Source organism: Methanocalculus chunghsingensis, assembly GCF_018132105.1.
GTDB classification, from domain to species: Archaea; Halobacteriota; Methanomicrobia; order Methanomicrobiales; family Methanocorpusculaceae; genus Methanocalculus; species Methanocalculus chunghsingensis.
This window is the reverse complement of record NZ_JWHL01000015.1, coordinates 1-19633: the sequence shown is the minus strand read 5'-3', so window position 1 is coordinate 19633 and position 19633 is coordinate 1. Positions and strand designations below refer to the sequence as shown.

The window sequence follows — 19633 nt, the reverse complement described above, 5'->3', positions numbered from 1 at the left end:
CTTACTCCACCTCCATCACAACTTCAATACAGGAGGCATCTCCTTTCCTGATGGAGAGGTTGTATCCTTTTACCCGGAACTCGACGGGATCGCCGAGTGGCGCTACCCGTATTGACTCGATGATGGCACCCGGGATGATGCCCATCTCAAGGAGGCGTTTTCGAAGCTGCCCTTTCGCCCGGACGCTCACGACCCTGGCCTTCTCCCCGGTGATGACGGTATCAAGGGGTATAGGTAATGGATCTGGTGGACTCATTACTACTCTTTTGGTTGTTTGGGTGAGATAAGCCGGTGCCGAACATTGTTTGGTTTCTGTTTGAAAACCGAAATCAGGGTGCATCTATATCGAAGAAACCGTCTCACTTCTCCTCTCCTGGATAAAGAAGAGCGTGACTGCCGCAGAGAGGAGGAGGGGTATCCAGAATGTGATGCACCGTGTCATGATGGCTACTGCGGCCGCATCGGGGAGCGCCATCCCACCTGAGACGAGGACCAGGACCATCGTTCCTTCGAAGGTGACGAGCCCGCCGGGGAGGAGGGGGATCATGCTGACGAGATATGCGGTGAAGGTGGCGATGATGATGACGATGGGGCTGACCTGGAAGCCGAGCAGGTATGCGACAAGATATACCTTCACCGGATAGAATGCCCAGACGATGAAGGCGAGGAGATAGAGGGTTGCACTCTTCTTTGGATCCCTGACGATCTCCGCCGCCATCCCCGATGACCTGCTGAGAAATGATCGTGCAGCATCTGTTCTGGTCCGTATCCTCTGTATGATCGGATGATCCTTCCCTGTCCGCTCTTTCTCTCCGGTCCTGAAAAGGAGGAGACAGAGGAGACAGCAGCAGATAAGAAGCCCTGCAAAGGCTGAGTACACAACTGCCGGGAGATCAAGAATGAAGAAGGCTGCCACAATGGTGATGAGGCTGATGAGAAGGAACGGGACGAGGTAGAAGATCTTGCTTGCGATTGCCACCCCGGTCAGCTCCTGGTACGAGAGGCCGCTCTTCTTTTTCATCAGGTAGATCTTCATCGCCTCTCCACCGAGCTTGACGGACGGGGTGATGCTCTCGATGAAGGTTCCTGCCATCGTGATCAGGAATACCGATGAGGGGGTGATGGTTGAACTCTTCTCCCTGAGGAGGAGATACCAGATGGTCGATGTGAGGTAGAGTGTTCCAAGCTGGAGGAGGGTCAGGGCGATCAGCCGGGGGAGGGTGATCCCGCTCATGATGGCCATCATCTCCCCAACCCCGATGGCGGCGATGATCCCGGCTATCACGATGATACCGAGGATTACCTGGAAGATTCTTCCGGCCCCCTCCCATCGTTGGATCATCAGAAGATCACCGCTCCCACCTGGGCGATGATCCCGCCGATCAGAAATGCCGCTCCTGTGGTCAGGATGAGCACCCCAAGGGTGAATCTCATCCCGAAGTATCGGTACAGGATCGCAAGCATCGCCACACAGGGGACATAGAAGAGGGCGACGACGGACCCGACGACGAGCTGGAGGGTTGTGAGATCCATCTCAAGGAGTGGGAGGACCGTCAGCTCCTTCCGAAAGACCCCAAGCAGCAGCGGGACGGCCGCCTCTTCGGGGAGATGGAGCCATCCCCGGACGAGGGGGCTCATGAATGTTCCAAGCCGGGCCATCAGCCCCGTCTCATAGAGGATAGCAGCAACCGCAACCCCCCCGATGACCGGAAGGACCCCGTCAACAAGATAGTGTTTTATCCTCATCCAGAGTTTCTTTGCCAGAACCGATGCCTTCGGGAGGAGGAGATCGGGGATCTCCATCACCATCGGGGTCGGCCTTCCGGGGAGGAGCCGGTTGAGGATCGCCCCGGTGATGATGAGGGTAGCGACAGAGAGAAATGCGACAAAGATGAGTGCCGGGACTGATCGTGCCGCAAGGAGCGAGATGAACGCCCCGGTCTGGGCAACACAGGGGACGCTCAGCGATACCATCAGGGCGATCATCATCTGGTTCTTCCGGGACGGGAGTGCCCGTGTCGATATGATCGCCGGTATGCCGCAGCCATAGCCAAGGAGGATCGGGATGATCGACGGGCCGGTGAGCCCGATCTTGCCGAGGAGGCCGTCAAGCATCACGCCGAGCCTCGGCATATAGCCGCTGTCCTCGAGGATGCTCAGCGCAAGGTAGAACGAGAGGATATACGGGAGGATCAGCGTAAACGGCCACTCGATACCCTTATTCAAAAACCCGTACTCCCCGATGAGGATATTCTGAAGGAGGCCCGGGGCGACGATCCCTGCAACCTGGGTATCGATCCAGGGGATGATGTATCCAAGAACTATCGGCTGAAGGATGAATCTTCGCAGCCCCATCCCCATCCCGACGACGATTGCCAGGACCCCGAGGAGCACAACGAACGCTACGGCGATGCCCGGCCATGGACGCATGACCGCATCCCCGATGATCTCACGCCGGGTGGGGGGCCGACTCTCCGGTACGCCGGTTACGGCTTCACGGATCCGCTCGGCAGCCTCCCATTCGGCAGGTACCTCTCTCTTCGGCTCTGCATTGAGCTTTCCCGAGAGGATCTCAATGATGGTGGATCTGAGTGTATCAAGCCCTTCTCCGGAGAGGGCGGTGGTCGTCAGGGCCGGGACCCCGAGCTCGCGGGAGAGGGCAGCGGTATCAATCGCCCCGCCCCTCTCACAGAGGAGATCCATCCGGTTGATGACGAGGATCGTCGGCAGCCGCAGCTCAAGGACCTGCAGGGCAAGGTAGATGCTCGACTCGAGGTTGCAGGCATCGAGGATCTGGACGACGAGGTCCGGGTTCCCCTCGAGCATTCTGCCTGCGACCTCCTCGGCATCATTTGATCCGGTGAGGGTGTAGGTGCCGGGGGTATCGATGATCCGTGCCTGGATGGTGCCGAGATCTGCCTTTCCTTCGGTATAATCGACGGTCGTGCCGGGATAGTTGGCCATCTCGACGGCCATCCCGCTCAGATTGTTGAAGATGACGCTCTTTCCGACATTCGGTGGGCCGACGAGGAGGATCAGGCTCTGCCTGCTACGGCCTTCCGGCTGATCCACCCCTCGGTCACCTCCGCCTCGGTAACAAAAATCCGGCGTGCAAACTCACGTGCCAGCGCCACCCTCCGTCCTTCCACGGAGAGGACGATCGGTCCCCCCATCGGGTGGCGGCAATGGATGATCACCTCTTTTCCCGGTCTCAGCCCAAGGGGCGGGATGAGGGAGTAGTCAGGGATATGCCGGATCCTTGCCGGCCGGTCTGTTCCAAGATCCTCAAGGGAGATATGACAGGACCCCTCAGGGATCTCTTCAGGAAACGGTGCTCTTCTCATACAAACTGCCTCTTTCACCCGGTCTGTCGGTATTCTCCTGTGATGGTACTCTTCACCGAATGTCTCGGGGAGGATCTGCTCATAGAGATCCGTGAACTTCTTCTTTCGTGGGTTGCGGTAGATGATCGCACCTCCCTCCCGCATTCCGGCAAGGAGGTTCTTCAGGACCTCCTCCTTTGGTGCGACATTGAGGGAGACCCAGATCGCATCGTAGCGGGAGGGATCGACCGACGCACCATCATCCTCGATGAAGGTGATAGCTCCTCCCGCCCCCTGATACTCGGTGAACCTCCGGGCTGCCGCGATGGAGGCGGGGTCATTATCGACTCCGGTCACGGCATATCCTTTTTCTGCCAGGGCGAGTGCGGTGAAGGGGAGGGAGCCGCACCCGATATGAAGGATGGAGCTGCCGGGCTTCAGTCCTGCCAGCTCCACCTCACGATCGACAACATCCGTGTACAGAAACGTGCTGTAGAGATGGCCGAGTGCAGGCCACCTGCTCCCGATATCCTCGATCTTCTTTGTTATCTTTCCGATATCCGGAAGCCGGAGCCTGGTATTCTCCGAACCGAATGGTTCATTCCGGTACATCGATCTCATAGCTGGCCTCCCGTATAGAGGATCGAGCGGTCAAAGGTCTTCATCCTCTGTTCAACCCATGCAGAGATCCCCTCTTTTCCGGGGAGGGCGTCATACCTGCTGGTAAACTGCGGGCTCGGAGCCCGGAAGATGAACCGTGCCTCCGGAGCCCCCCTCTTCTGCAGGATCTCCAGAATCTCCTCCTTCGGGTGTGCCTGGAGTGCAACGATGGCCGCATCGAATCCTTCGGGGAGATCCAGGGCGGCATCCATGCAGATCACCCGGATCTGATCCGAGAGCCCCAGCCTCCGGATACAGGCTTTCGCGGCAGCGACGACATCGGGCTGGTAGTCGATTGCGATCACTTCGGCATGGCTCTGCCGTGCCAGGTGGATTGCCGTGAATGGAACCGGTCCGCATCCGACACTCAGAACCTGATCATCGGAAGAGATGCCGGCAAGCGCAATCTCCCGTGCAACGACCTCACGGTATGGAAGGGCATAGATCTCTGAAAGAATACTGTTTCTGGATGCGATCATCTCGACCAGACTGGTGACCCTTGCGACCATTGAGTACCGCTTCATCCCTGTTGATTCTCTTGTTCGGAAGAGATAACCCCGAGCCGAAGATGTTTCGGTTCCATTCCGATGATACGAATGATCTTCGGTTCCCGGGGAAAAAACGAAAGAAGAGAGGGGGGTGATCAGGGGTTCTGATGGCGGAGTACCGGGAGTGCCGCACCGATGACCGGGTCCGGGAGGCGGCTGCCGTCGATCCCGACCGCCTCGTACAGAACCGCCTCGACGACGAGGTAGACGCGGCAGTCGGTCCTGAGGCAGCCGGTGATCGCATCCCGGCCCCTGCCGGCGGTTGCATGGAGGTGGAGGGAGGGGCCATCCTCTCCCGGATAGATGGTCGCGGTCCCGAGGCATTCCCAGCCCCCCTCGATCTCTTCGTGGTGGGGGACCGGCGGGATGACCGCCTCCTCCGGGCCGGTGACGAGGCCTGCCCGTTTCAGTGCCCCAAAGAAGGTGATGGTCCCATGGCTGATCCCGTGATCCCGTGCAAACCCGGTGAGGGTTGTGATGAGCTCCTCGCCGTCATCGATCCGGATGAAGAAGACCCGCCCGATCCTCCCTTCTGCATACTGCATACAATAGTTCGGTATCATTGGAAGAAGAGGGTTTGGATCTCAGATAGGCAGAGGTAAGAAGGAGGGTGCAGATACCGGATCTGAATGGATGCTCCAGATACGATCCACCCGCTGAGCGCTTCTGCAATATCCTTCCGGATGAAGGAGATTGAGGCGAAGACGGGGTACTTCTCCCCTTTTCAGAAAGTACTCCTTGGCACGGACGGCTCGGTGACCCACCTCCTCTCGCTTGCGGTGGAACGCGATATCGGGGTGGTTACCCGTCTCCAGGAGGTGGTCGCCGCCGACCGGAGGATTGCCGCCATACTGAAGATCCGGGAAGGAGATCCCGTCAACCACCGGATCGTCGATCTCGGTGAAGGGGAGGATGGCCGGCCGCTCATCTATGCCATCTCGTATACCCCGCTTGAACGGCTTGCCCCGGAGATCGCATCTGACCTGATGAAGGCGGATATCCCCATCGGCCGGATATTAAAACAGCACCGGGTCGAGTCGAGGCGTGAGATCCTCTCGATCGGGTCGTATCCTGCTGATGATCATCTCGCATCGGTCTTTGGGATCCTGCCGGGTGAACCGCTCCTCTCCCGGATGTACCGGATCATCCATAAGGATGCTCCACTGATGGCGATCACCGAGATCTTCCCCTCGGGCACTTTTGCAGATACCCGCCGGGTCATCGTGGATGCACCGGCCCGGCTCCACCTCGGTCTCATCGATCTGCATGGCGGAATCGGCCGGGTGGACGGGGGGATCGGGATCACCCTTGACCGCCCTCATCTCCTCGTCGAGGCTCGGGTGGCCGGGACGATCACCGTCACCGGCGGCGATGAGGAGAGCAGGCATCGGGCAGAGGCGGCGGCCCGGGCGGTGATAGACCACTTCGGGCTCGCCGGTGGGGCGGGGATCATCCTCCACTCGGATCTCCCCCGGCATGCCGGCCTTGGGAGCGGAACCCAGATCGCCCTGGCAGCAGGGAGGGCGGTCGCCGAACTCTATGGGATGGATCTATCCGCACTCGATCTCGCCGGGATCACCGGGAGGGGCGGGACATCCGGGATCGGGACGGCCGCCTTCGATTCGGGCGGATTCATCATCGACGGCGGCCACCGGTTCGGGGAAGGGGAGGAGAAGACCTCGTTTCGCCCCTCCTCGGCATCACGGGGTGTCAAACCCGCCCCGGTCATCTTCCGGCATCCCTTCCCCGAGAAATTCGGGATCCTCCTTGTCACCCCGGATACCCCGCCGGGTGCCTCTGATGAGCGGGAGGTCGATATCTTCTCTGCATGCTGCCCGGTCCCGCTTTCGGAGGTGCAGGAGATCTGCCACCGCGTGATGATGCAGATGCTCCCCGCACTCATTGAAGAGGATATACATCGGTTCGGGGCTGCGGTGAACCGGCTCCAGGAGATCGGGTTCAAGCGGCATGAGGTGGCACTGCAGCATGAGGTCGTCCGGCAACTCCCCGGGATCCTCTGTGAGGCCGGGGCGTACGGGGCGGGTCTCTCCTCCTTCGGCCCGACGGTCTATGCGATCATCGAAAAAGGGGATACCGGGGTTGCCGATGCCGCCCGGCAGGCGCTTGCCGGGATCGGCGGGACAGTGGAGGAGGTCGCCGCGAGGAACACCGGTGCGATCATCAGGAAGGTCTGATTCCGTCTGCCATGTTTCTGGCCGAAGCTCCTATCCCGGGAGAGAGGGGCTGCTCTGCTCTCCGGAGGGAGAAGCTGATGGATGCCCCCTCCCTCTCCGGGGATGCGGCCCATACCTCCCCGCCATAGATGGAGACGAGATCCCGGACGATACATAATCCATCCCCTTTCCGGGAGATCGGGGGCGGGACTGCCACCCCTTCGGGGATCCCCGGACCCGAGTCGGTGATGGTGACGATGACCCTGTCATCTTCCTCCGCAACCCCGATGGTGATGGTAACCCCGGAACCGCCATAGGTGACGCTGTTGAAGAGCAGGTTCCAGACGACCTCACTGAGGAGATCATCGGCCAGCACCTCTGCATCAGATCCCGCATACCTGATATCTGTCCCGGGAAAGTGGGTGATCTCCTGGCGTATCACCGTATCAAGGGAGATCCGTTCACCGGCCCCCCTCTGATGACCGGCGTGCCGGGAGAGCGTCCTGATGATCTCATCGGACTTCATAATCGCCTGCTTCAGCTTCCCATAGATCTCGTCATCTGAGGGAAGTCCGAGGAGGTCCAGGTATCCGCGTGTAGCTGTTACGCTATTTCCGAGATCATGCAGGATAATATCGGCATGCAGGCTCTCTGCATCACAGCCGCACCTTCCTCCCCTGCATCTGCATGATTGCGGGATCGGATCCGAACCGGGAACGGGCTCATGAAGCTCGGCAAAGACTCCCCGGATCTCCCCATCCCGGCTCCGGTAGACGGTCCCATAGAAGAGGATCGGGCGGATACTCCCATCCGGGGACCGGAGTGTCAGGCGAAGCTCCCGTTCGGCACCTGAACGGACGGTCTTCTGGTATGCCGCCTCAGCAGAGAGGGGATCGGTGAAGAGGGAGGCAAATGGCTTCCCGATCAATCTCTCCCTTGGAATCCCGGTGACCGTTTCGGTGGCGGCATTGAGGTCCTGTACCTCTCCGTCCGGGCCGATGGTGACGAGTGGGTCGATATGGGCCTCGATCAGGGATCGCCTGTACTCTCCGGCCGCTATCAGCTCCTTCTCAGCGTTCCTGCTGGCGGTGATATCACGGACCGACTCGATGGCACCGGCGATCGACCCGTTCTCATCATACAGGAGGGTCGCCTTTGTCCAGAGTGTCTGAATCGTTCCATCAGGGAGCATTCCCTCGGTCTCGGCGATGATCATCCCCTGCTCCTGATCGAGAAGCCTGTATGCCGGTGGAACCTCCGCTTCAGGGTGAAGGATGGCGTCGATGAGTGCTGTCGTTGCCTCCTCATACGGGGGTATCGCATATGGATGGCCATCAGACCCGATGATCTCCCCGGCATGGATCCCGGTCATCAGTTCCATCGCCCGGTTCCAGGCGATCACCATCCCTGAGCAGTCAATGGCATAGGTCGCATCCGGGAGGTGATGGAAGATGTCGGCGATACGCCGCCTCGACTGGCGAAGATGGTTCCCGGAACGGCATGTATGGACCGCCTGCCTGATGGCGTTCTCAAGTTCCGCAAACTGTGCACCGGCATCCCCGCCCTTCTGGATATAGAAGTCGGCTCCTTTGTTCAATGCGTCGATGACGACCTCCTGACGGCTTCTGCCGGTGAAGATGATGAACGGGAGGGTATATCCGGCACTCCGCAGCTCGAAGAGGAGCTCGATCCCATCCATCTCCGGCATCTGGTAATCGGAGATGATGGCGTCAAACTGCTCCGTCTCAAGCAGTCTGAGGGCATCATGGGCAGATGAGCAGCAGGTGACCGTCATATCACCGGTCCTGTTGAGGTAGATCTCTGTCAGTTCAAGGAAGAGGGGATCATCATCGACATGGAGGATATGCATCTTCTTTGCGCCGGTTGGGAGGAGCCGGTCGCCCCATCCTTCTTCCGGACTGGTATAAACGATAGATTTCACACATGCAGATTCTTTGTTTGATTGATATAGTCCCTCTCCAAAGATCTCTCGGAATCGTGGGTGAAACCGTTATCTTTGAGTTTTCATGCACCTCCGGAACCTCTATTACCCGGAGCCCCGCACTGGTAGCATATGTTCATCATCGGCCATCGCGGGGCCCGTGCCATCCGGCCTGAGAATACCATTGCAGCACTTCAGGAAGGGGGCAGGTGTGCGGAGTATGTTGAGATTGACGTTCGTATCAGCCGGGACGGGGTGCCGGTCGTCATCCATGATCTGACACTGGACCGGACGACAGATGGGACAGGCCTGGTCTCTGCGTATTCTCTTTCGGAACTCCGGCTGCTTGATGCCGGGGAGGGGGAGGTGATCCCGACACTTGCGTCCGTCCTCGCCCTGGATCTTGGGGACTGCGGCCTTGTCATTGAGCTGAAGGAGGGGGGGTATGAGGATCTGATCGCCGGGATGGTGCAGGAGAGCGGTCATACGAAGGTGATGATCGTCTCCTTTGATCCCGACCGCCTCCGACGGATCGCCCCCCTCCTCCCGGATGCACGGATCGGCTATATCTTCGGCTCGATGGAGGGAGATCCGATCCGGGTGGCGTCCTCGATCCCGGCCGCCGCCATCCTCCCCCGGTCTGACCTGGTGACCGATGATCTGGTCGCGGCAGCCCATGGAGCAGGACTCCTGGTCATCGGATGGACGCTCAATACGGACGAGGAGTTTGCAGGTGCGGTATTGCTTGGGATCGATGGTGTTGCGTCCGATGATCCCTGCCGTGCAAGGCAATATTATGATGGAGGAGGGATGAGATGATCCTGTATGATCAGACGACGAGTGATGGGTTTCTCCTGCATCGTTCTTCTCCTTCTCATCGCGGCCGCCGGATGCACCGCTCCGGATGGAGGAGATGAGATGCCGGTCCTACAGACGATCACGGCTGAGGAGGCGATGCTCCTTATTGAAGCAAAACCGGCGATCACCATCATCGATGTCAGGACGGTCCGGGAGTACGAGGCCGGGCATATCCCCGGGGCGGTGCATATCCCGATTGCATCATCCTTCCATGAAGGGATCGCGGGGCTTGATCGGGACCAGCCGTACCTCGTCTACTGTGCAACCGGGGTGAGGGGAAGCCGGGCTCTCCGGGCGATGGGCGAGGCTGGGTTTGCCGAGGTCTATAACCTCGGCGGTGGCATCGCCGCATGGGAGAAGGCCGGCGGTGCAGTGATATGAGATTATACCAGCTTCCCCATCTCTGTCAGGAATGCCATATACCGTGAGAGGGTCAGCCTGATATTATCGGGATCGAGCCTCTCCGCCTCCTCCAATGATGCGGCCGCCTCCTCATTCCTCTGAAGAGACAGAAGGACGAGGCTCCTGTAGAACCAGGTGTTCGGGTTTTCCGGAGTCAGGCTGAGGGCGGTATCAAAGGATGCAAGCGCCTCTTCATGCTTTCCGGTGCCCATCAGTGCCCTCCCCTGGTAGTGCCAGGCATACCCGCTCCGGGGTTCCCGTTCAATGGAATCTGCAAAGAGCGGGATCGCCTCTTCATACCGCTCCAGCTCCGTCAGTGCCGCTCCGGCAACATGGAGAAATTCCGGGTCATCAGGCCAGACTCTTCGCCCCTCGTCTGCTGCGGCGACGGCTTCGGTATATCTCCGCACCTTGATGAGGGTGTCGGCGAGGAGGAGAACCGCTCTCCTGCTGTTTTTAAGGGATAGCGATCGTTCAAAGGCCGATATGGCTTTTTGGTACTCTTTTGCTCCATGGTACGCGATCCCCTCCTCGATCAGGGTTTCGGGATTGTCTTCCGATTCGCCGCAGATCTCCTTTGCCTGCTGAAGGGCGGGATGATCGGGATCGATCTCTTCTGCACGGGCAAGCGATGCGGCCGCCTCCTCATGCCTGCCGATCCTGTCAAGGATCATTGCCTTGCTGATCCAGACCACCGGATCAAGGGGGTGTATCGCCCCTGCCTGCTCAAAGGCTTCGAGCGCCTCCTCGTAGCGGTCCAGGGCGACAAGGGCAGATGCCTTCTTCAGCCCCAATCCCGCGTGATCCGGTCTCTTTGCAAGGATCTCTCCGTACAGCCTGATGGCCTCTTCGTACTCTCCGCTCTGAAGGGCGGTATCGCCCCGCTTCATCTTCTGGCTGAGAACTTTTGGGTTGATGATGCAGCCTCCATGGATTCCTGTTTCTTATTCAGGTGAGATAAGGCTGATGCCGCTCCCCTCTGGTGAAGGAAATCTTAATGAGGAGTTTCCACCCAAAAAAGAAAGTATGATCGAGTATCTCAGATTCAGCCTTCTCTTCATGGTGATCCATCTAGGGGCGTATATCATAGCCGGTGCCCTGATATACCGCATCAGTGCGGATATCTACAAGGGGAAGGGCCGGCTGATGGACTATCTCAATGATATGTCGGATGCCCGGGAGTCCGGCCATGTCACCCGGTGGTTCTTCCCCGGCAACGTCCTCCGGGGCCTCCTCCTCTCGGTCGTCCTCTACCCGATCCTGATCCCGCTTGGAGAGCTGGATCCGATCCTGCGGTTCCTCTTCTTCTTCGGCCTGATGTTCATCTATACCCATATCGGCTCGGCGGCACCCTGCCCGGACAACATCGAGGGGCTCATCTACATGAAGCGGAAGTACCTCTCCCGTTCGGGCTTTCTGAAGTTCCAGTCCGAGATGCTCCTCTACAGCCTCATCTTTGCGGCCGGAGCCGCCTGGTTCCTCTTCTGAGGGGTGTTCTTAAGTACGAGGCAGACCGAATCTACATTTATGTGCTTAATCTGCCGATATTCAGAACTCTATGTGCAAAGGAGCTAAAAGTGGAAACCATCTCTTTTTCCGTACCCTTCTTCCAACGCCCTGCGCCCCTCCAGGACTAATCGGTATCTTTATCCATGATTCCACAGGACATCACGTCAGGAAAGAAGAACCTATTACTATCTTCTGAACAATTATACAAGGGAGCGAGAATTCACATGAACGATTATCGGAATCCACCCATCGTCGAGGCAGTCTGTGAGTTCCGATTTTCTTCAGATACGCCATGGGAACAGGACCTTCCCGACCGCTTCTATGACGCCGTCAAAGACCAATTCCCGATCCGTGAGTCCAAAAAAGGGCAGAGCCTGGAGATCAAGGCAGACAATACCGGCATCGAAGGGCACAGGGTGGAGACGATCGAGATACAGGTCTTCCTCGCACAAGATCGCCGGATGCTCATCCAGCTCGGCCCGCGGGGGCTCTCCATCAATTGTCTCAGGCCATATCCCTCATGGGAAGGTTTCAGGCCGTTGATCCATCAGACCTACGAAACAATATCCTCACTCACCAGCGTACGTGGGCTTGACCGCATCGGCATCCTTTATGTCGACAAGATCGAGATTCCGGGAGAAAAAATCAGGCTCGAAGATTACTTCACCTTCTATCCTCACCTGGGAGAAGGGCTTCCGAAGGATCTCATGAACTTCATGGTTGGTTGTGACTTTGCGTACAGGGATCGGGACGTCTGCCGGCTGAAGCTGACGAGAGCAATGCCGGAGAAACCGGGCAACTCGGCGTATCTCCTCACCACCGACTACTTCCTTGCACGGAAGGACACGGTGAAACCCGATGACGCATGCGCATGGGTGGAAGAGGCGCACGCCGCGGTGAAATCCCTCTTCAAAGGCTGCATTACGAAAAAGTTGGAAGAGATCTTCAATCAGGAGGATTAAAATGGAATATCGTGCCTTCATCAACCCTTTTGAGGAACCCCGGAAGAGTTACTACTATGCCTCCTACCTCGATGAAACCGTTTCATATCCTTCATCACAAAAAAGTTGTGCAAAATTCCTCAATCAGTTATTTGGAGGCATAAGTCTGGAATATTGTGAGTTCGTCGCGCACAGGACCGCTCTGAATGAAAACTGGGAGGATAGCACCAGTATATACCCCGCCATAGAAGCGTCGCTCCTCGGACTGAGAGACGTCCTCGGGTTCGCATTCCCCCATCCCGGAGAGGTCGTCGATTATATCATCCAGAACCCCGGTCTCTATGATGTCGTCATGTACACCTGTTCAATGACTGAAGAGGAGTTCGGCCGCACCTCTGAGATCACCCTCGACATCTACCACGATCCCGAAAGCGACGATCATTACCTAACCATCTATGTCCGGCAGGAGAGATATGATGAGGACATCATTGCAAGAATGGACAAAATTTGCGACAAATACGAACCTGCCCTCAGGGGTCAGTCCGGATGGCTCCTCCTGACCACAGATTTTAAATCCCCCATCCCATAACCATGATTTTTTCTTGGTCGCAGTTCGTTGAGATTGCCGAATATCTCAAAGAACAGGGCGATAACAACCAGATCCCGCAGGAAGCCGCATACCGCTGTTCGGTGAGCCGGGCGTACTACGGCGCCTACCGCCACGCCCAGAACTACGCAAAGGATGAATCGAGCTATATGCCGGAAACCAACGGCACCGACCACGTGCGGTTGAGAGAATGGTTTGAAGACAAAAATATGACGCCGATCTCCCGTCGCCTCAGGCGCCTTCACCAGTGGCGGAAAGAATGCGATTATAACGAACCTTTCCAGAACATACCAAATTTATTAATGTGCGTACAGAATTCAATCTCAACAGCTCGTGACATCATCGCCTCCCTGAAATGATCCGCCAACATGTCAATGGCGGGATCAACATGCCCAAAAGAGGGATTGAAGGTGCTGGCTGTTCTTGATGAGAATATTTATTTGCGAGGAATCAAAGTTTCTGATGATGAGATCTCCAATATCAACCTGTCACGAGATGCGTTTCATGGGGATTGGAACTACTCCATCTCGCCCAGTATTTGATTAGGTTATTTCTTTACAGATCCTTAAGTACGAGGCAGACCGAATCTACATTTATGAAGGGTATATCTCCACCCAGAGGATTTCTCCGGATCCTCTCTCTGTTTCTTATCTTCTCTCTCATTCTCCCGGCCTCTGTCTCGGGATGTACGATCTTTGGCATAACCCCCGGCGCCTCGGATGACGGCTCGTCATATCTTGGCCATACCAACGATGGTGTCGGGCGGGACTGGCGTGACCGTGATGATATCGTCATCACCTACATCCCCCCGGCGATCCATCAGCCCGGTGATATGCGGCCGGTCTTCTTTGATCCAAACAGCGGCTCGGATGCTGCCCGGAGTACGGCAAACCCGTCTGAAAACCCTGTTCTCGGCTATATCGATCAGGTCCCATCGACCTATGGTTATTACACCGGGTCATACGGGATGATAAATAATCAGAACCTGATGAGTGCCGAATGCACAAATTATGCAAAATACGAGCCGCCTGCCGAGGAGAACAAGCGGATCTTCTACTCCTCGGAACTCTCCAATGTGGCTCTTGAACGATGCACCGGTGCCGAGGAGGCGGTGATCCTCGTCGGTGAGCTGATCGATCGGTACGGGTACTATGGTACCGGGGAGACCCTGATCTTTGCAGATGCAGAGGAGGTCTGGGTCATCGAGATGTGCGGAAACCCCGAGGGTGATGGCGGGCTCTGGGTTACAGCCCAGGTTCCGGACGGCGAGATCTTTGTTGCCGCAAATACCTTCCGGATTCGTGAGGTGACGCCGGATATGCACCATTCGGCAAATCTCTTCTCTGTTGCGGAGACTATGGGCTGGTGGTCGCCGTCCGACGGTCCGCTCGACTGGCTTTCAACGGTCAGTTATGGCGAATATGCACACCCCTACTACTCACTGATGCGGGTCTGGCGGCTCCAGGACACCCTTGCTCCATCCCTGAATCTGAGCCCTTATGTCGAGGACTCCTCTACACGGGAGTATCCCTTCTCGATTGCCCCGGATGAGACGGTGAACCTGAGCACCGTCCTCAACCTCTTCCGGGACCATTACGAGGGGACACCTTTTGATATGACGAAGGGGCCGGCGGCAGGTCCGTTTGGGAACCCGTACCGGAACCTCGGCCCCGAGGATTCACATTCCAACTTCCAGAATGCAACCACCCTTGAGATCCGTGCCGGTGCCTATCCGCGATCAATCTCGGAGATATTCTGCAGCTACAGCTATGTCGGCATGGTACGGCCGGATCTCCCGCAGGAGGCTGCAGGGGTGCTCTGGTTTGGCCCGGCAGTGCCATACGAGACGGTCTATGCTCCCATCTATGCAGGGGCGGTAAATGTCTCCCCCTCCTACACAACCGGCACCCGGGGTACCTATGACCCGGATGCTGCGTACTGGACGTTTGGGTTCCTGACGAACTGGGCGATGCTCTGGTATGATGCGATGAGTCAGGATATCCGAAGAGAGCAGCAGGCCCTTGAAGCAGATTCGTACCAGCTCCTGACGTTGGCTGATGAGGAGGTGATCGCCCGCCTGGATGCCGGTGATGCTGCCGGTGCAGAGGCGGTGATGACGACCTTCACGGTGGAGCGGGGCGATGCGATCATCGCAAGCTGGCAGAACCTGACGGCGAGGATGATTGTGCAGTATTCAAACGGGATCCTGACCGATCCGGCGACGGGTGCGGTGGAGGAGCCGGGCTATCCGGACTGGTGGTATAATGATACCGGGTACCAGTACGGCCCGAGGATCTATCAGTACAGCGAGCTCCGGGATACCCCGGGCCTGACGTATACCGGCGAGCGGGTGGAGGTCCCGAAGGGGAGTCTGTTTGAGTGGATTATCGGGTTGCTGTGAGGGGAATGTTCTTTTTTTGATCTGTTTTGTGCGTTGTCATATCGGGCAGTCAACTACCCGGTCCTGAGGGAAGGGGATCCTTTCATCCCTATCTGTCCTGTCCGGGTGTTCTGCCTGCCGCTGCCTTAGACCAAAAAGTGGCACAGGCTGTGCCACTGTTGACACAGATCCCATGGGGGCATAACCGGGTGATCATCTCCAATGTCAATGGCGGGATCAACATGCCAAAAAGTGGCGGAATAAAAATGCTCACCTACTGACATCCCCCAGATACCGTACATCACCAACCTCTGTCATCGTAAGCACCAAGTCCCGGTTCTGCATGATATGGGTACCATCTCCGGTCCAGAACACCAGCCCGGACACAGAGAGGGCAAGATCGTGGGCGTCGAGTACCACCTCGATATCATCCGGGTCCCCGATAGCATCTAACCCATGATAGAGTCCGGTATAGGCAGTCTGCCGGTGGTGTAGGGAGAGCACCAACGGATTCTCCAGTCGGGCAAGGCGCCGGCCGCACTCCTGCTCATAGCAGGTCTTTACCTGCTCCAGCAACCTGATTGTCGCCATTGCATCCCTTCCGGCTTCATCGACCGCTTCAACTATAACATCCCGGATTCTCCACCTCACCACTTCAGCCTCCAGAACATCAACTGAAGGGACTCTTTTTATGGTGGCAATAGCCCGACGAAACTCTCGCACGATATTTTTCCTGATCGTGGCGCACCGGCCGCCCTTCTCGATGCCGAAACATTCTGCCCAGACAAACGTGCTCGAATAATTCCGTTCAGGATCGTCAAACACAGAAGTCGCTGCCCATCCCCAATTATCTGCGGAATGAAAATAGTAGCCTATCAGGACATTGCTGTCATGAAAATAGGGCAGCTTAACGCCTCCCTCGCGGCATCTCAAGTGCCAGGGTTCGGGAGAGGTGCATTGTCTGATCAAGGAGACTGCTGGTCGTGGTTGTGGGTTCAGTGGAGTGTTTGCGGGCGGGAGCATCACTCACAGCATTGAATTCGTCCTCAATCCTTGCGCAGTATGCCAGTAACTCTGCGCTTTGACCTTTGCTGGCATGTACTGCAAAGGAAACATAACAGACGGCATCGCAACAGGCTTTCGTCAGTGCAGGCGCCAGAGAGGGATCATTCCTGATGGCGGAACGGAACGTATCGTCCCATGCAAGGTATGCGTCATAGAATACTTCGAGAGCAGGAAGAGGAAACGACCGGATCAGATCATCGAGTATCTGTTCCACCGCTTCCACCCGTGCAGCATTCAGAGGAGAGATGGAGCTGGCAATCTCATCTGCGACCTCCTTCATTGTCCGGCAGAAAGTCCGCTGAAATCCATCTACATAGAAGCCGTTCTTTTCCAGCAGTGCGATTTCATTGCCATTTACGTCAAAGTAATCAGGTGGGATCGTGTCGCCATCCGAGAATTCTTTCCAGAGTCTCAGTTCGTGAGTAAGACTGCTGACTTTCCGTGCCTGGCGTCCTTTCAGGGCTGACAAAACCATGGTCATTAAGGTCCGCTCATAGGGAGAGAACAAAGAGAGATCACAGGGAATCTTTGCACGAAAAGTAGACGGTTTATAGGTCTTTGAGCGGAAACCATACCTTTGCTTCGTTTTCTCTACATGGAAATGTTGGTTGGTCTCACTTGTAAAAGTCAGAGCTTCGCTGTCAACAGGACCGTTTGGCATCCTGATGTAGGTACTGTCAAAGAGCAGACAGCCCTGCTGGTTATAGTGGATGAGATCGATGAAAAAGATATATTTCATCAGAACTGTCTTGATGATGGCGGGATTCTGCTCCATCGCATAGAGCATTGCATGGATTTTTTTGAGTTTTTTCATACCCTCACCCGGACTGTTAATGAACGCTTCGTTTCCCACTCGCATTGTATCTATAGAACTCATATGATGGATACAAAAAGATAACCCTTTCTACGGGTGCGGTGGAGGTCCCGAAGGGGAGTCTGTTTGAGTTGATTATCGGGTTGTTGTAAGGGGGAGAAGAGTCCTTTTTTTGGGGATCACCGGCTGGCACTCCGATGCCGGCCTGTTGTCATCTCCGGTATCTCTGCAATAATCGAATCCTCTTGCCGGGATGGTGGATAGAATGCTTCTGGTTCATCTGCATGAGATTTGATTGCATCCTTGCGAAGATGATCCTGGATCTCCTTCGTCTTTTCCTCGCCGATAATCCGGGCGATCAATGCGTTGTTCATGGTCTCAAGTGCCTTGACAACCGAAGAGGAGGGGTTGATCGAGTACCGGGGAATCTTCCGATTATTGACATTGAGGATTTTCCATGCAACAAACTTCTTCGCCACCCTGCCAACCGTCACCCGGCTGACACCAACTTCTTCCGAGAGTTCGGTGATATTGAATTCCATCCCCTCAAGCGGTAGGAGGAATTCGAGAAGTCGTAATTCGCAGGTATTTCCAAAGATTCCTTCAAACGGACGGGGCATATGCATCACGTTTTCTGAATTGTTGCTCCTGATTTAGGACACTGGAGAGGTGTGATAATAAATTTTATCATATGTGATAAAAATATTTTGCACACGCACGAAAGGTTGCAATAAGGCGTCATCGGAGAAGCAGCCGTGGTTCCGTAAAATAAAAAAACCTCGTTAATATTTGATATAGCTCAGATAAGGCATTAAATGCATGCTCAAGGAGAACCAGTAGCTCTTGCTCGCTGGTTTTTGAAGACATCTTCAATGTATTGTAAGCATTGCTAACCTTTTCATCAGCATAGAAAAGTGTTGCTTTCATCGAATTCGCAGATCTTCACGTGCAATATAATGCCGGACACGGTCGGGATCAAAGATCCAGCAGACGTTCCCGTTGGCATCGATTGCGATCTTCCCCGACTCTAAAAGATACTCTATGACTGCTTTGTATGTCTGATACATCATTTTGAGAGGAAGAGACGACCAGAGGGCTCGCCGTCGATATTCGCCACTATGCTCCTGAACAAACTCCTCGACCATGCGTATCGTATCAGGTGGAAGGGGGTCTTCCGAGGCATTGTATGGTAGCACAGACAATGATGGGGTATAATCTATAGATAAGGTCATCTCGATTAGCTGACATTCTGCATGAGAATAGGAACGTGGTGATGCCGGTCCTGATAGTTGCCTCTTTCGGCTCCTCTTCACAGAAAGAACTATCATATCCTGAATAAATAGTCCAACATCCGGTATCAGTTGAAAGAGAAGCGAGAAGAACCCGATACATAAGAAAATGATCCGAAATCTCCTCACTCCATTCATCCTCCTCCTGACAGCTGCCTGCCTCCTCTGTGCGGGATGCACCATGCCATCAGACCTCCTCACACCTGCGGATGGGGCCAGCAATCCGGATAATGATACCATTACCGACATCTCCCCCACCCCCACCGGCCCCGCCTTCCGGACAACACCGCTCTATTTCACCTCCCTGCATTCCATGCAAAAGCTCCTCCACCCGGACATGACGCTTGCCCTCCCCGGCTATCTCCCGGAGGGATATCTCTTTACTGACGGTTCCTATGCTCCTGCATCAGAGACGGGTTGGCGCAGCGTGGGGTACCAGCGGGGCAGCGAGAGGGTCGTGCTGTACCAGCAGCACCTTGATAAGGGAACATTTCCGATTGGAAGCGCCGTGGCTTCCATGGCTCCGGCTGATACAACAATCGCTGGCGAACCGGCCACCCTGGTTGTAGGAAAGGTGACTGAGCTCTTCTGGAGCAGGGATAACCTGACACTCCGGCTGACGGGAACCCTCCCGGCAGAGGAGATGATCAGAATCGCAGAGTCTGTTCATCCTGCCCCCTATGATCCGGATACAACCCCTCCCTACGAGTACCTGCCTCCGGCAAATCCCATGGAGAAGAGATTTGAGATCGGCCAGACGCACTCGGCAGACAACCGCACCGTCACCTTCGTCTCGCTGGAATGCACCCCGGATGGGTGCGAGGCGGTCTTCCTGGTGGATCTGGTCGCCTCTCCCACCATCGATCCGCCTCCCCGTGGAACCAGCCCGCCCCGCTCCCCTGATCCGGTTGCCGTGTTCCGGGTGGATAACGGCACTCCCCTCCGGACAACGGGATCATACAGCTACCGTGCCGAGGGGGATGGGACCCTCATCTTCTGGAGGACCGATCCCATCCCCTCCGGCACAAAGGTATTTCATGCAACCTTTACGCAGTTCAGGGATCAGATTGGTCTCTGGGAGTTTTCCGTAAGCCTGTAGGGTGGCAATGGCGGTGTAGAAA

General features: G+C 56.3%; 22 protein-coding genes. 10 read left to right on the top strand and 12 right to left on the bottom strand.

The window, feature by feature from the left end; genetic code table 11:
• Position 1: 1 nt before the first annotated feature.
• The 6 genes from RJ53_RS09105 to RJ53_RS09080 all read right to left on the bottom strand — a co-directional run bounded on the left by RJ53_RS09105 (position 2) and on the right by RJ53_RS09080 (position 5076).
• On the bottom strand, positions 2-256 hold the full coding sequence (locus RJ53_RS09105; RefSeq protein WP_211531314.1) for a FeoA family protein: 255 nt from the start codon (positions 254-256) through the stop codon (positions 2-4).
• Positions 257-340: 84 nt separating this feature from the next.
• Positions 341-1342: a lysylphosphatidylglycerol synthase transmembrane domain-containing protein gene (locus RJ53_RS09100; RefSeq protein WP_211531313.1), complete on the bottom strand. Its 1002-nt coding sequence runs from the start codon at positions 1340-1342 to the stop codon at positions 341-343.
• Positions 1342-3072, bottom strand: coding sequence for a FeoB small GTPase domain-containing protein (locus RJ53_RS09095; protein ID WP_211531312.1), 1731 nt, complete (start codon positions 3070-3072; stop codon positions 1342-1344). The genes RJ53_RS09100 and RJ53_RS09095 overlap by 1 nt, the downstream gene beginning before the upstream one ends.
• Positions 3036-3944 carry a FeoA domain-containing protein gene (locus tag RJ53_RS09090; protein ID WP_211531311.1) on the bottom strand — a complete coding sequence of 303 codons (909 nt, stop codon included), beginning with the start codon at positions 3942-3944 and terminating at the stop codon, positions 3036-3038. The genes RJ53_RS09095 and RJ53_RS09090 overlap by 37 nt, the downstream gene beginning before the upstream one ends.
• Positions 3941-4507 (bottom strand): SAM-dependent methyltransferase, encoded by a 567-nt coding sequence (locus RJ53_RS09085; RefSeq protein ID WP_211531310.1) that lies wholly within the window; start codon positions 4505-4507, stop codon positions 3941-3943. The genes RJ53_RS09090 and RJ53_RS09085 overlap by 4 nt, the downstream gene beginning before the upstream one ends.
• Positions 4508-4626: 119 nt before the next feature.
• Positions 4627-5076: a PPC domain-containing DNA-binding protein gene (locus RJ53_RS09080; RefSeq protein ID WP_211531309.1), complete on the bottom strand. Its 450-nt coding sequence runs from the start codon at positions 5074-5076 to the stop codon at positions 4627-4629.
• An 84-nt stretch (positions 5077-5160) separates the two neighbouring features.
• Here RJ53_RS09080 and RJ53_RS09075 point away from each other — a divergent pair, with 84 nt between their 5' ends.
• Positions 5161-6726, top strand: a complete 1566-nt coding sequence (locus RJ53_RS09075; protein WP_211531308.1) for a beta-ribofuranosylaminobenzene 5'-phosphate synthase — start codon at positions 5161-5163, stop codon at positions 6724-6726.
• On the opposite strand, the gene RJ53_RS09070 is transcribed toward RJ53_RS09075, so the two are convergent.
• Positions 6713-8647, bottom strand: coding sequence for a response regulator (locus RJ53_RS09070; RefSeq protein ID WP_211531307.1), 1935 nt, complete (start codon positions 8645-8647; stop codon positions 6713-6715). The genes RJ53_RS09075 and RJ53_RS09070 overlap by 14 nt on opposite strands.
• 132 nt (positions 8648-8779) lie before the next feature.
• Between RJ53_RS09070 and RJ53_RS09065 the strand changes: the two genes are divergently transcribed.
• Together RJ53_RS09065 and RJ53_RS09060 are read left to right on the top strand one after the other, a co-directional pair.
• Positions 8780-9466 (top strand): glycerophosphodiester phosphodiesterase, encoded by a 687-nt coding sequence (locus tag RJ53_RS09065; protein ID WP_211531306.1) that lies wholly within the window; start codon positions 8780-8782, stop codon positions 9464-9466.
• 6 nt (positions 9467-9472) lie between these two features.
• Positions 9473-9886 (top strand): rhodanese-like domain-containing protein, encoded by a 414-nt coding sequence (locus tag RJ53_RS09060; RefSeq protein WP_211531305.1) that lies wholly within the window; start codon positions 9473-9475, stop codon positions 9884-9886.
• A 2-nt stretch (positions 9887-9888) separates the two neighbouring features.
• Here RJ53_RS09060 and RJ53_RS09055 read toward each other — a convergent pair whose 3' ends face one another.
• Positions 9889-10797 carry a tetratricopeptide repeat protein gene (locus RJ53_RS09055; RefSeq protein WP_211531304.1) on the bottom strand — a complete coding sequence of 303 codons (909 nt, stop codon included), beginning with the start codon at positions 10795-10797 and terminating at the stop codon, positions 9889-9891.
• Between the two features lie 136 nt (positions 10798-10933).
• Here RJ53_RS09055 and RJ53_RS09050 point away from each other — a divergent pair, with 136 nt between their 5' ends.
• The 6 genes from RJ53_RS09050 to RJ53_RS09025 all read left to right on the top strand — a co-directional run bounded on the left by RJ53_RS09050 (position 10934) and on the right by RJ53_RS09025 (position 15365).
• Positions 10934-11395, top strand: a complete 462-nt coding sequence (locus tag RJ53_RS09050; RefSeq protein ID WP_211531303.1) for a hypothetical protein — start codon at positions 10934-10936, stop codon at positions 11393-11395.
• 245 nt (positions 11396-11640) lie between these two features.
• Positions 11641-12378 carry a TIGR04255 family protein gene (locus tag RJ53_RS09045; RefSeq protein WP_211531302.1) on the top strand — a complete coding sequence of 246 codons (738 nt, stop codon included), beginning with the start codon at positions 11641-11643 and terminating at the stop codon, positions 12376-12378.
• 1 nt (position 12379) lies between these two features.
• A complete protein-coding gene (locus RJ53_RS09040) occupies positions 12380-12946 on the top strand; it encodes a hypothetical protein (protein WP_211531301.1) in 567 nt (188 codons plus the stop codon).
• A gap of 2 nt (positions 12947-12948) precedes the next feature.
• Positions 12949-13323, top strand: coding sequence for a hypothetical protein (locus tag RJ53_RS09035; protein ID WP_211531300.1), 375 nt, complete (start codon positions 12949-12951; stop codon positions 13321-13323).
• Between the two features lie 9 nt (positions 13324-13332).
• Positions 13333-13506: an ISAzo13-like element transposase-related protein gene (locus tag RJ53_RS11925; RefSeq protein ID WP_211531299.1), complete on the top strand. Its 174-nt coding sequence runs from the start codon at positions 13333-13335 to the stop codon at positions 13504-13506.
• Between the two features lie 53 nt (positions 13507-13559).
• Positions 13560-15365, top strand: a complete 1806-nt coding sequence (locus RJ53_RS09025) for a dipeptidase (protein ID WP_211531298.1) — start codon at positions 13560-13562, stop codon at positions 15363-15365.
• A gap of 249 nt (positions 15366-15614) precedes the next feature.
• Here the strand turns inward: RJ53_RS09025 and RJ53_RS09020 are convergent, their stop codons facing one another.
• The 4 genes from RJ53_RS09020 to RJ53_RS09005 all read right to left on the bottom strand — a co-directional run bounded on the left by RJ53_RS09020 (position 15615) and on the right by RJ53_RS09005 (position 18419).
• Positions 15615-16169, bottom strand: coding sequence for a hypothetical protein (locus tag RJ53_RS09020; protein WP_211531297.1), 555 nt, complete (start codon positions 16167-16169; stop codon positions 15615-15617).
• An 82-nt stretch (positions 16170-16251) separates the two neighbouring features.
• Positions 16252-17223 carry a Panacea domain-containing protein gene (locus RJ53_RS09015; RefSeq protein ID WP_211531296.1) on the bottom strand — a complete coding sequence of 324 codons (972 nt, stop codon included), beginning with the start codon at positions 17221-17223 and terminating at the stop codon, positions 16252-16254.
• 179 nt (positions 17224-17402) lie between these two features.
• On the bottom strand, positions 17403-17843 hold the full coding sequence (locus RJ53_RS09010) for an ArsR family transcriptional regulator (protein WP_211531295.1): 441 nt from the start codon (positions 17841-17843) through the stop codon (positions 17403-17405).
• A 303-nt stretch (positions 17844-18146) separates the two neighbouring features.
• A complete protein-coding gene (locus tag RJ53_RS09005; RefSeq protein ID WP_343221873.1) occupies positions 18147-18419 on the bottom strand; it encodes a hypothetical protein in 273 nt (90 codons plus the stop codon).
• A 202-nt stretch (positions 18420-18621) separates the two neighbouring features.
• On the opposite strand from RJ53_RS09005, the gene RJ53_RS09000 reads away from it, so the two are divergent.
• On the top strand, positions 18622-19611 hold the full coding sequence (locus RJ53_RS09000) for a DUF4367 domain-containing protein (RefSeq protein WP_211531294.1): 990 nt from the start codon (positions 18622-18624) through the stop codon (positions 19609-19611).
• The last annotated feature ends 22 nt before the right edge of the window (positions 19612-19633 follow it).

Bases quoted from the DNA above. Each gene is read 5' to 3' on its own strand.
- RJ53_RS09105 (WP_211531314.1), bottom strand. From the start codon at position 256: ATGAGTCCACCAGATCCATTACCTATACCCCTTGATACCGTCATCACC.
- RJ53_RS09100 (WP_211531313.1), bottom strand. From the start codon at position 1,342: ATGATCCAACGATGGGAGGGGGCCGGAAGAATCTTCCAGGTAATCCTC.
- RJ53_RS09090 (WP_211531311.1), bottom strand. From the start codon at position 3,944: ATGAGATCGATGTACCGGAATGAACCATTCGGTTCGGAGAATACCAGG.
- RJ53_RS09085 (WP_211531310.1), bottom strand. From the start codon at position 4,507: ATGAAGCGGTACTCAATGGTCGCAAGGGTCACCAGTCTGGTCGAGATG.
- RJ53_RS09080 (WP_211531309.1), bottom strand. From the start codon at position 5,076: ATGCAGTATGCAGAAGGGAGGATCGGGCGGGTCTTCTTCATCCGGATC.
- RJ53_RS09075 (WP_211531308.1), top strand. From the start codon at position 5,161: ATGGATGCTCCAGATACGATCCACCCGCTGAGCGCTTCTGCAATATCC.
- RJ53_RS09065 (WP_211531306.1), top strand. From the start codon at position 8,780: ATGTTCATCATCGGCCATCGCGGGGCCCGTGCCATCCGGCCTGAGAAT.
- RJ53_RS09060 (WP_211531305.1), top strand. From the start codon at position 9,473: ATGATCAGACGACGAGTGATGGGTTTCTCCTGCATCGTTCTTCTCCTT.
- RJ53_RS09055 (WP_211531304.1), bottom strand. From the start codon at position 10,797: ATGAAGCGGGGCGATACCGCCCTTCAGAGCGGAGAGTACGAAGAGGCC.
- RJ53_RS09050 (WP_211531303.1), top strand. From the start codon at position 10,934: ATGATCGAGTATCTCAGATTCAGCCTTCTCTTCATGGTGATCCATCTA.
- RJ53_RS09045 (WP_211531302.1), top strand. From the start codon at position 11,641: ATGAACGATTATCGGAATCCACCCATCGTCGAGGCAGTCTGTGAGTTC.
- RJ53_RS09040 (WP_211531301.1), top strand. From the start codon at position 12,380: ATGGAATATCGTGCCTTCATCAACCCTTTTGAGGAACCCCGGAAGAGT.
- RJ53_RS09035 (WP_211531300.1), top strand. From the start codon at position 12,949: ATGATTTTTTCTTGGTCGCAGTTCGTTGAGATTGCCGAATATCTCAAA.
- RJ53_RS11925 (WP_211531299.1), top strand. From the start codon at position 13,333: ATGTCAATGGCGGGATCAACATGCCCAAAAGAGGGATTGAAGGTGCTG.
- RJ53_RS09025 (WP_211531298.1), top strand. From the start codon at position 13,560: ATGAAGGGTATATCTCCACCCAGAGGATTTCTCCGGATCCTCTCTCTG.
- RJ53_RS09015 (WP_211531296.1), bottom strand. From the start codon at position 17,223: ATGAAAAAACTCAAAAAAATCCATGCAATGCTCTATGCGATGGAGCAG.
- RJ53_RS09010 (WP_211531295.1), bottom strand. From the start codon at position 17,843: ATGCCCCGTCCGTTTGAAGGAATCTTTGGAAATACCTGCGAATTACGA.
- RJ53_RS09000 (WP_211531294.1), top strand. From the start codon at position 18,622: ATGATCCGAAATCTCCTCACTCCATTCATCCTCCTCCTGACAGCTGCC.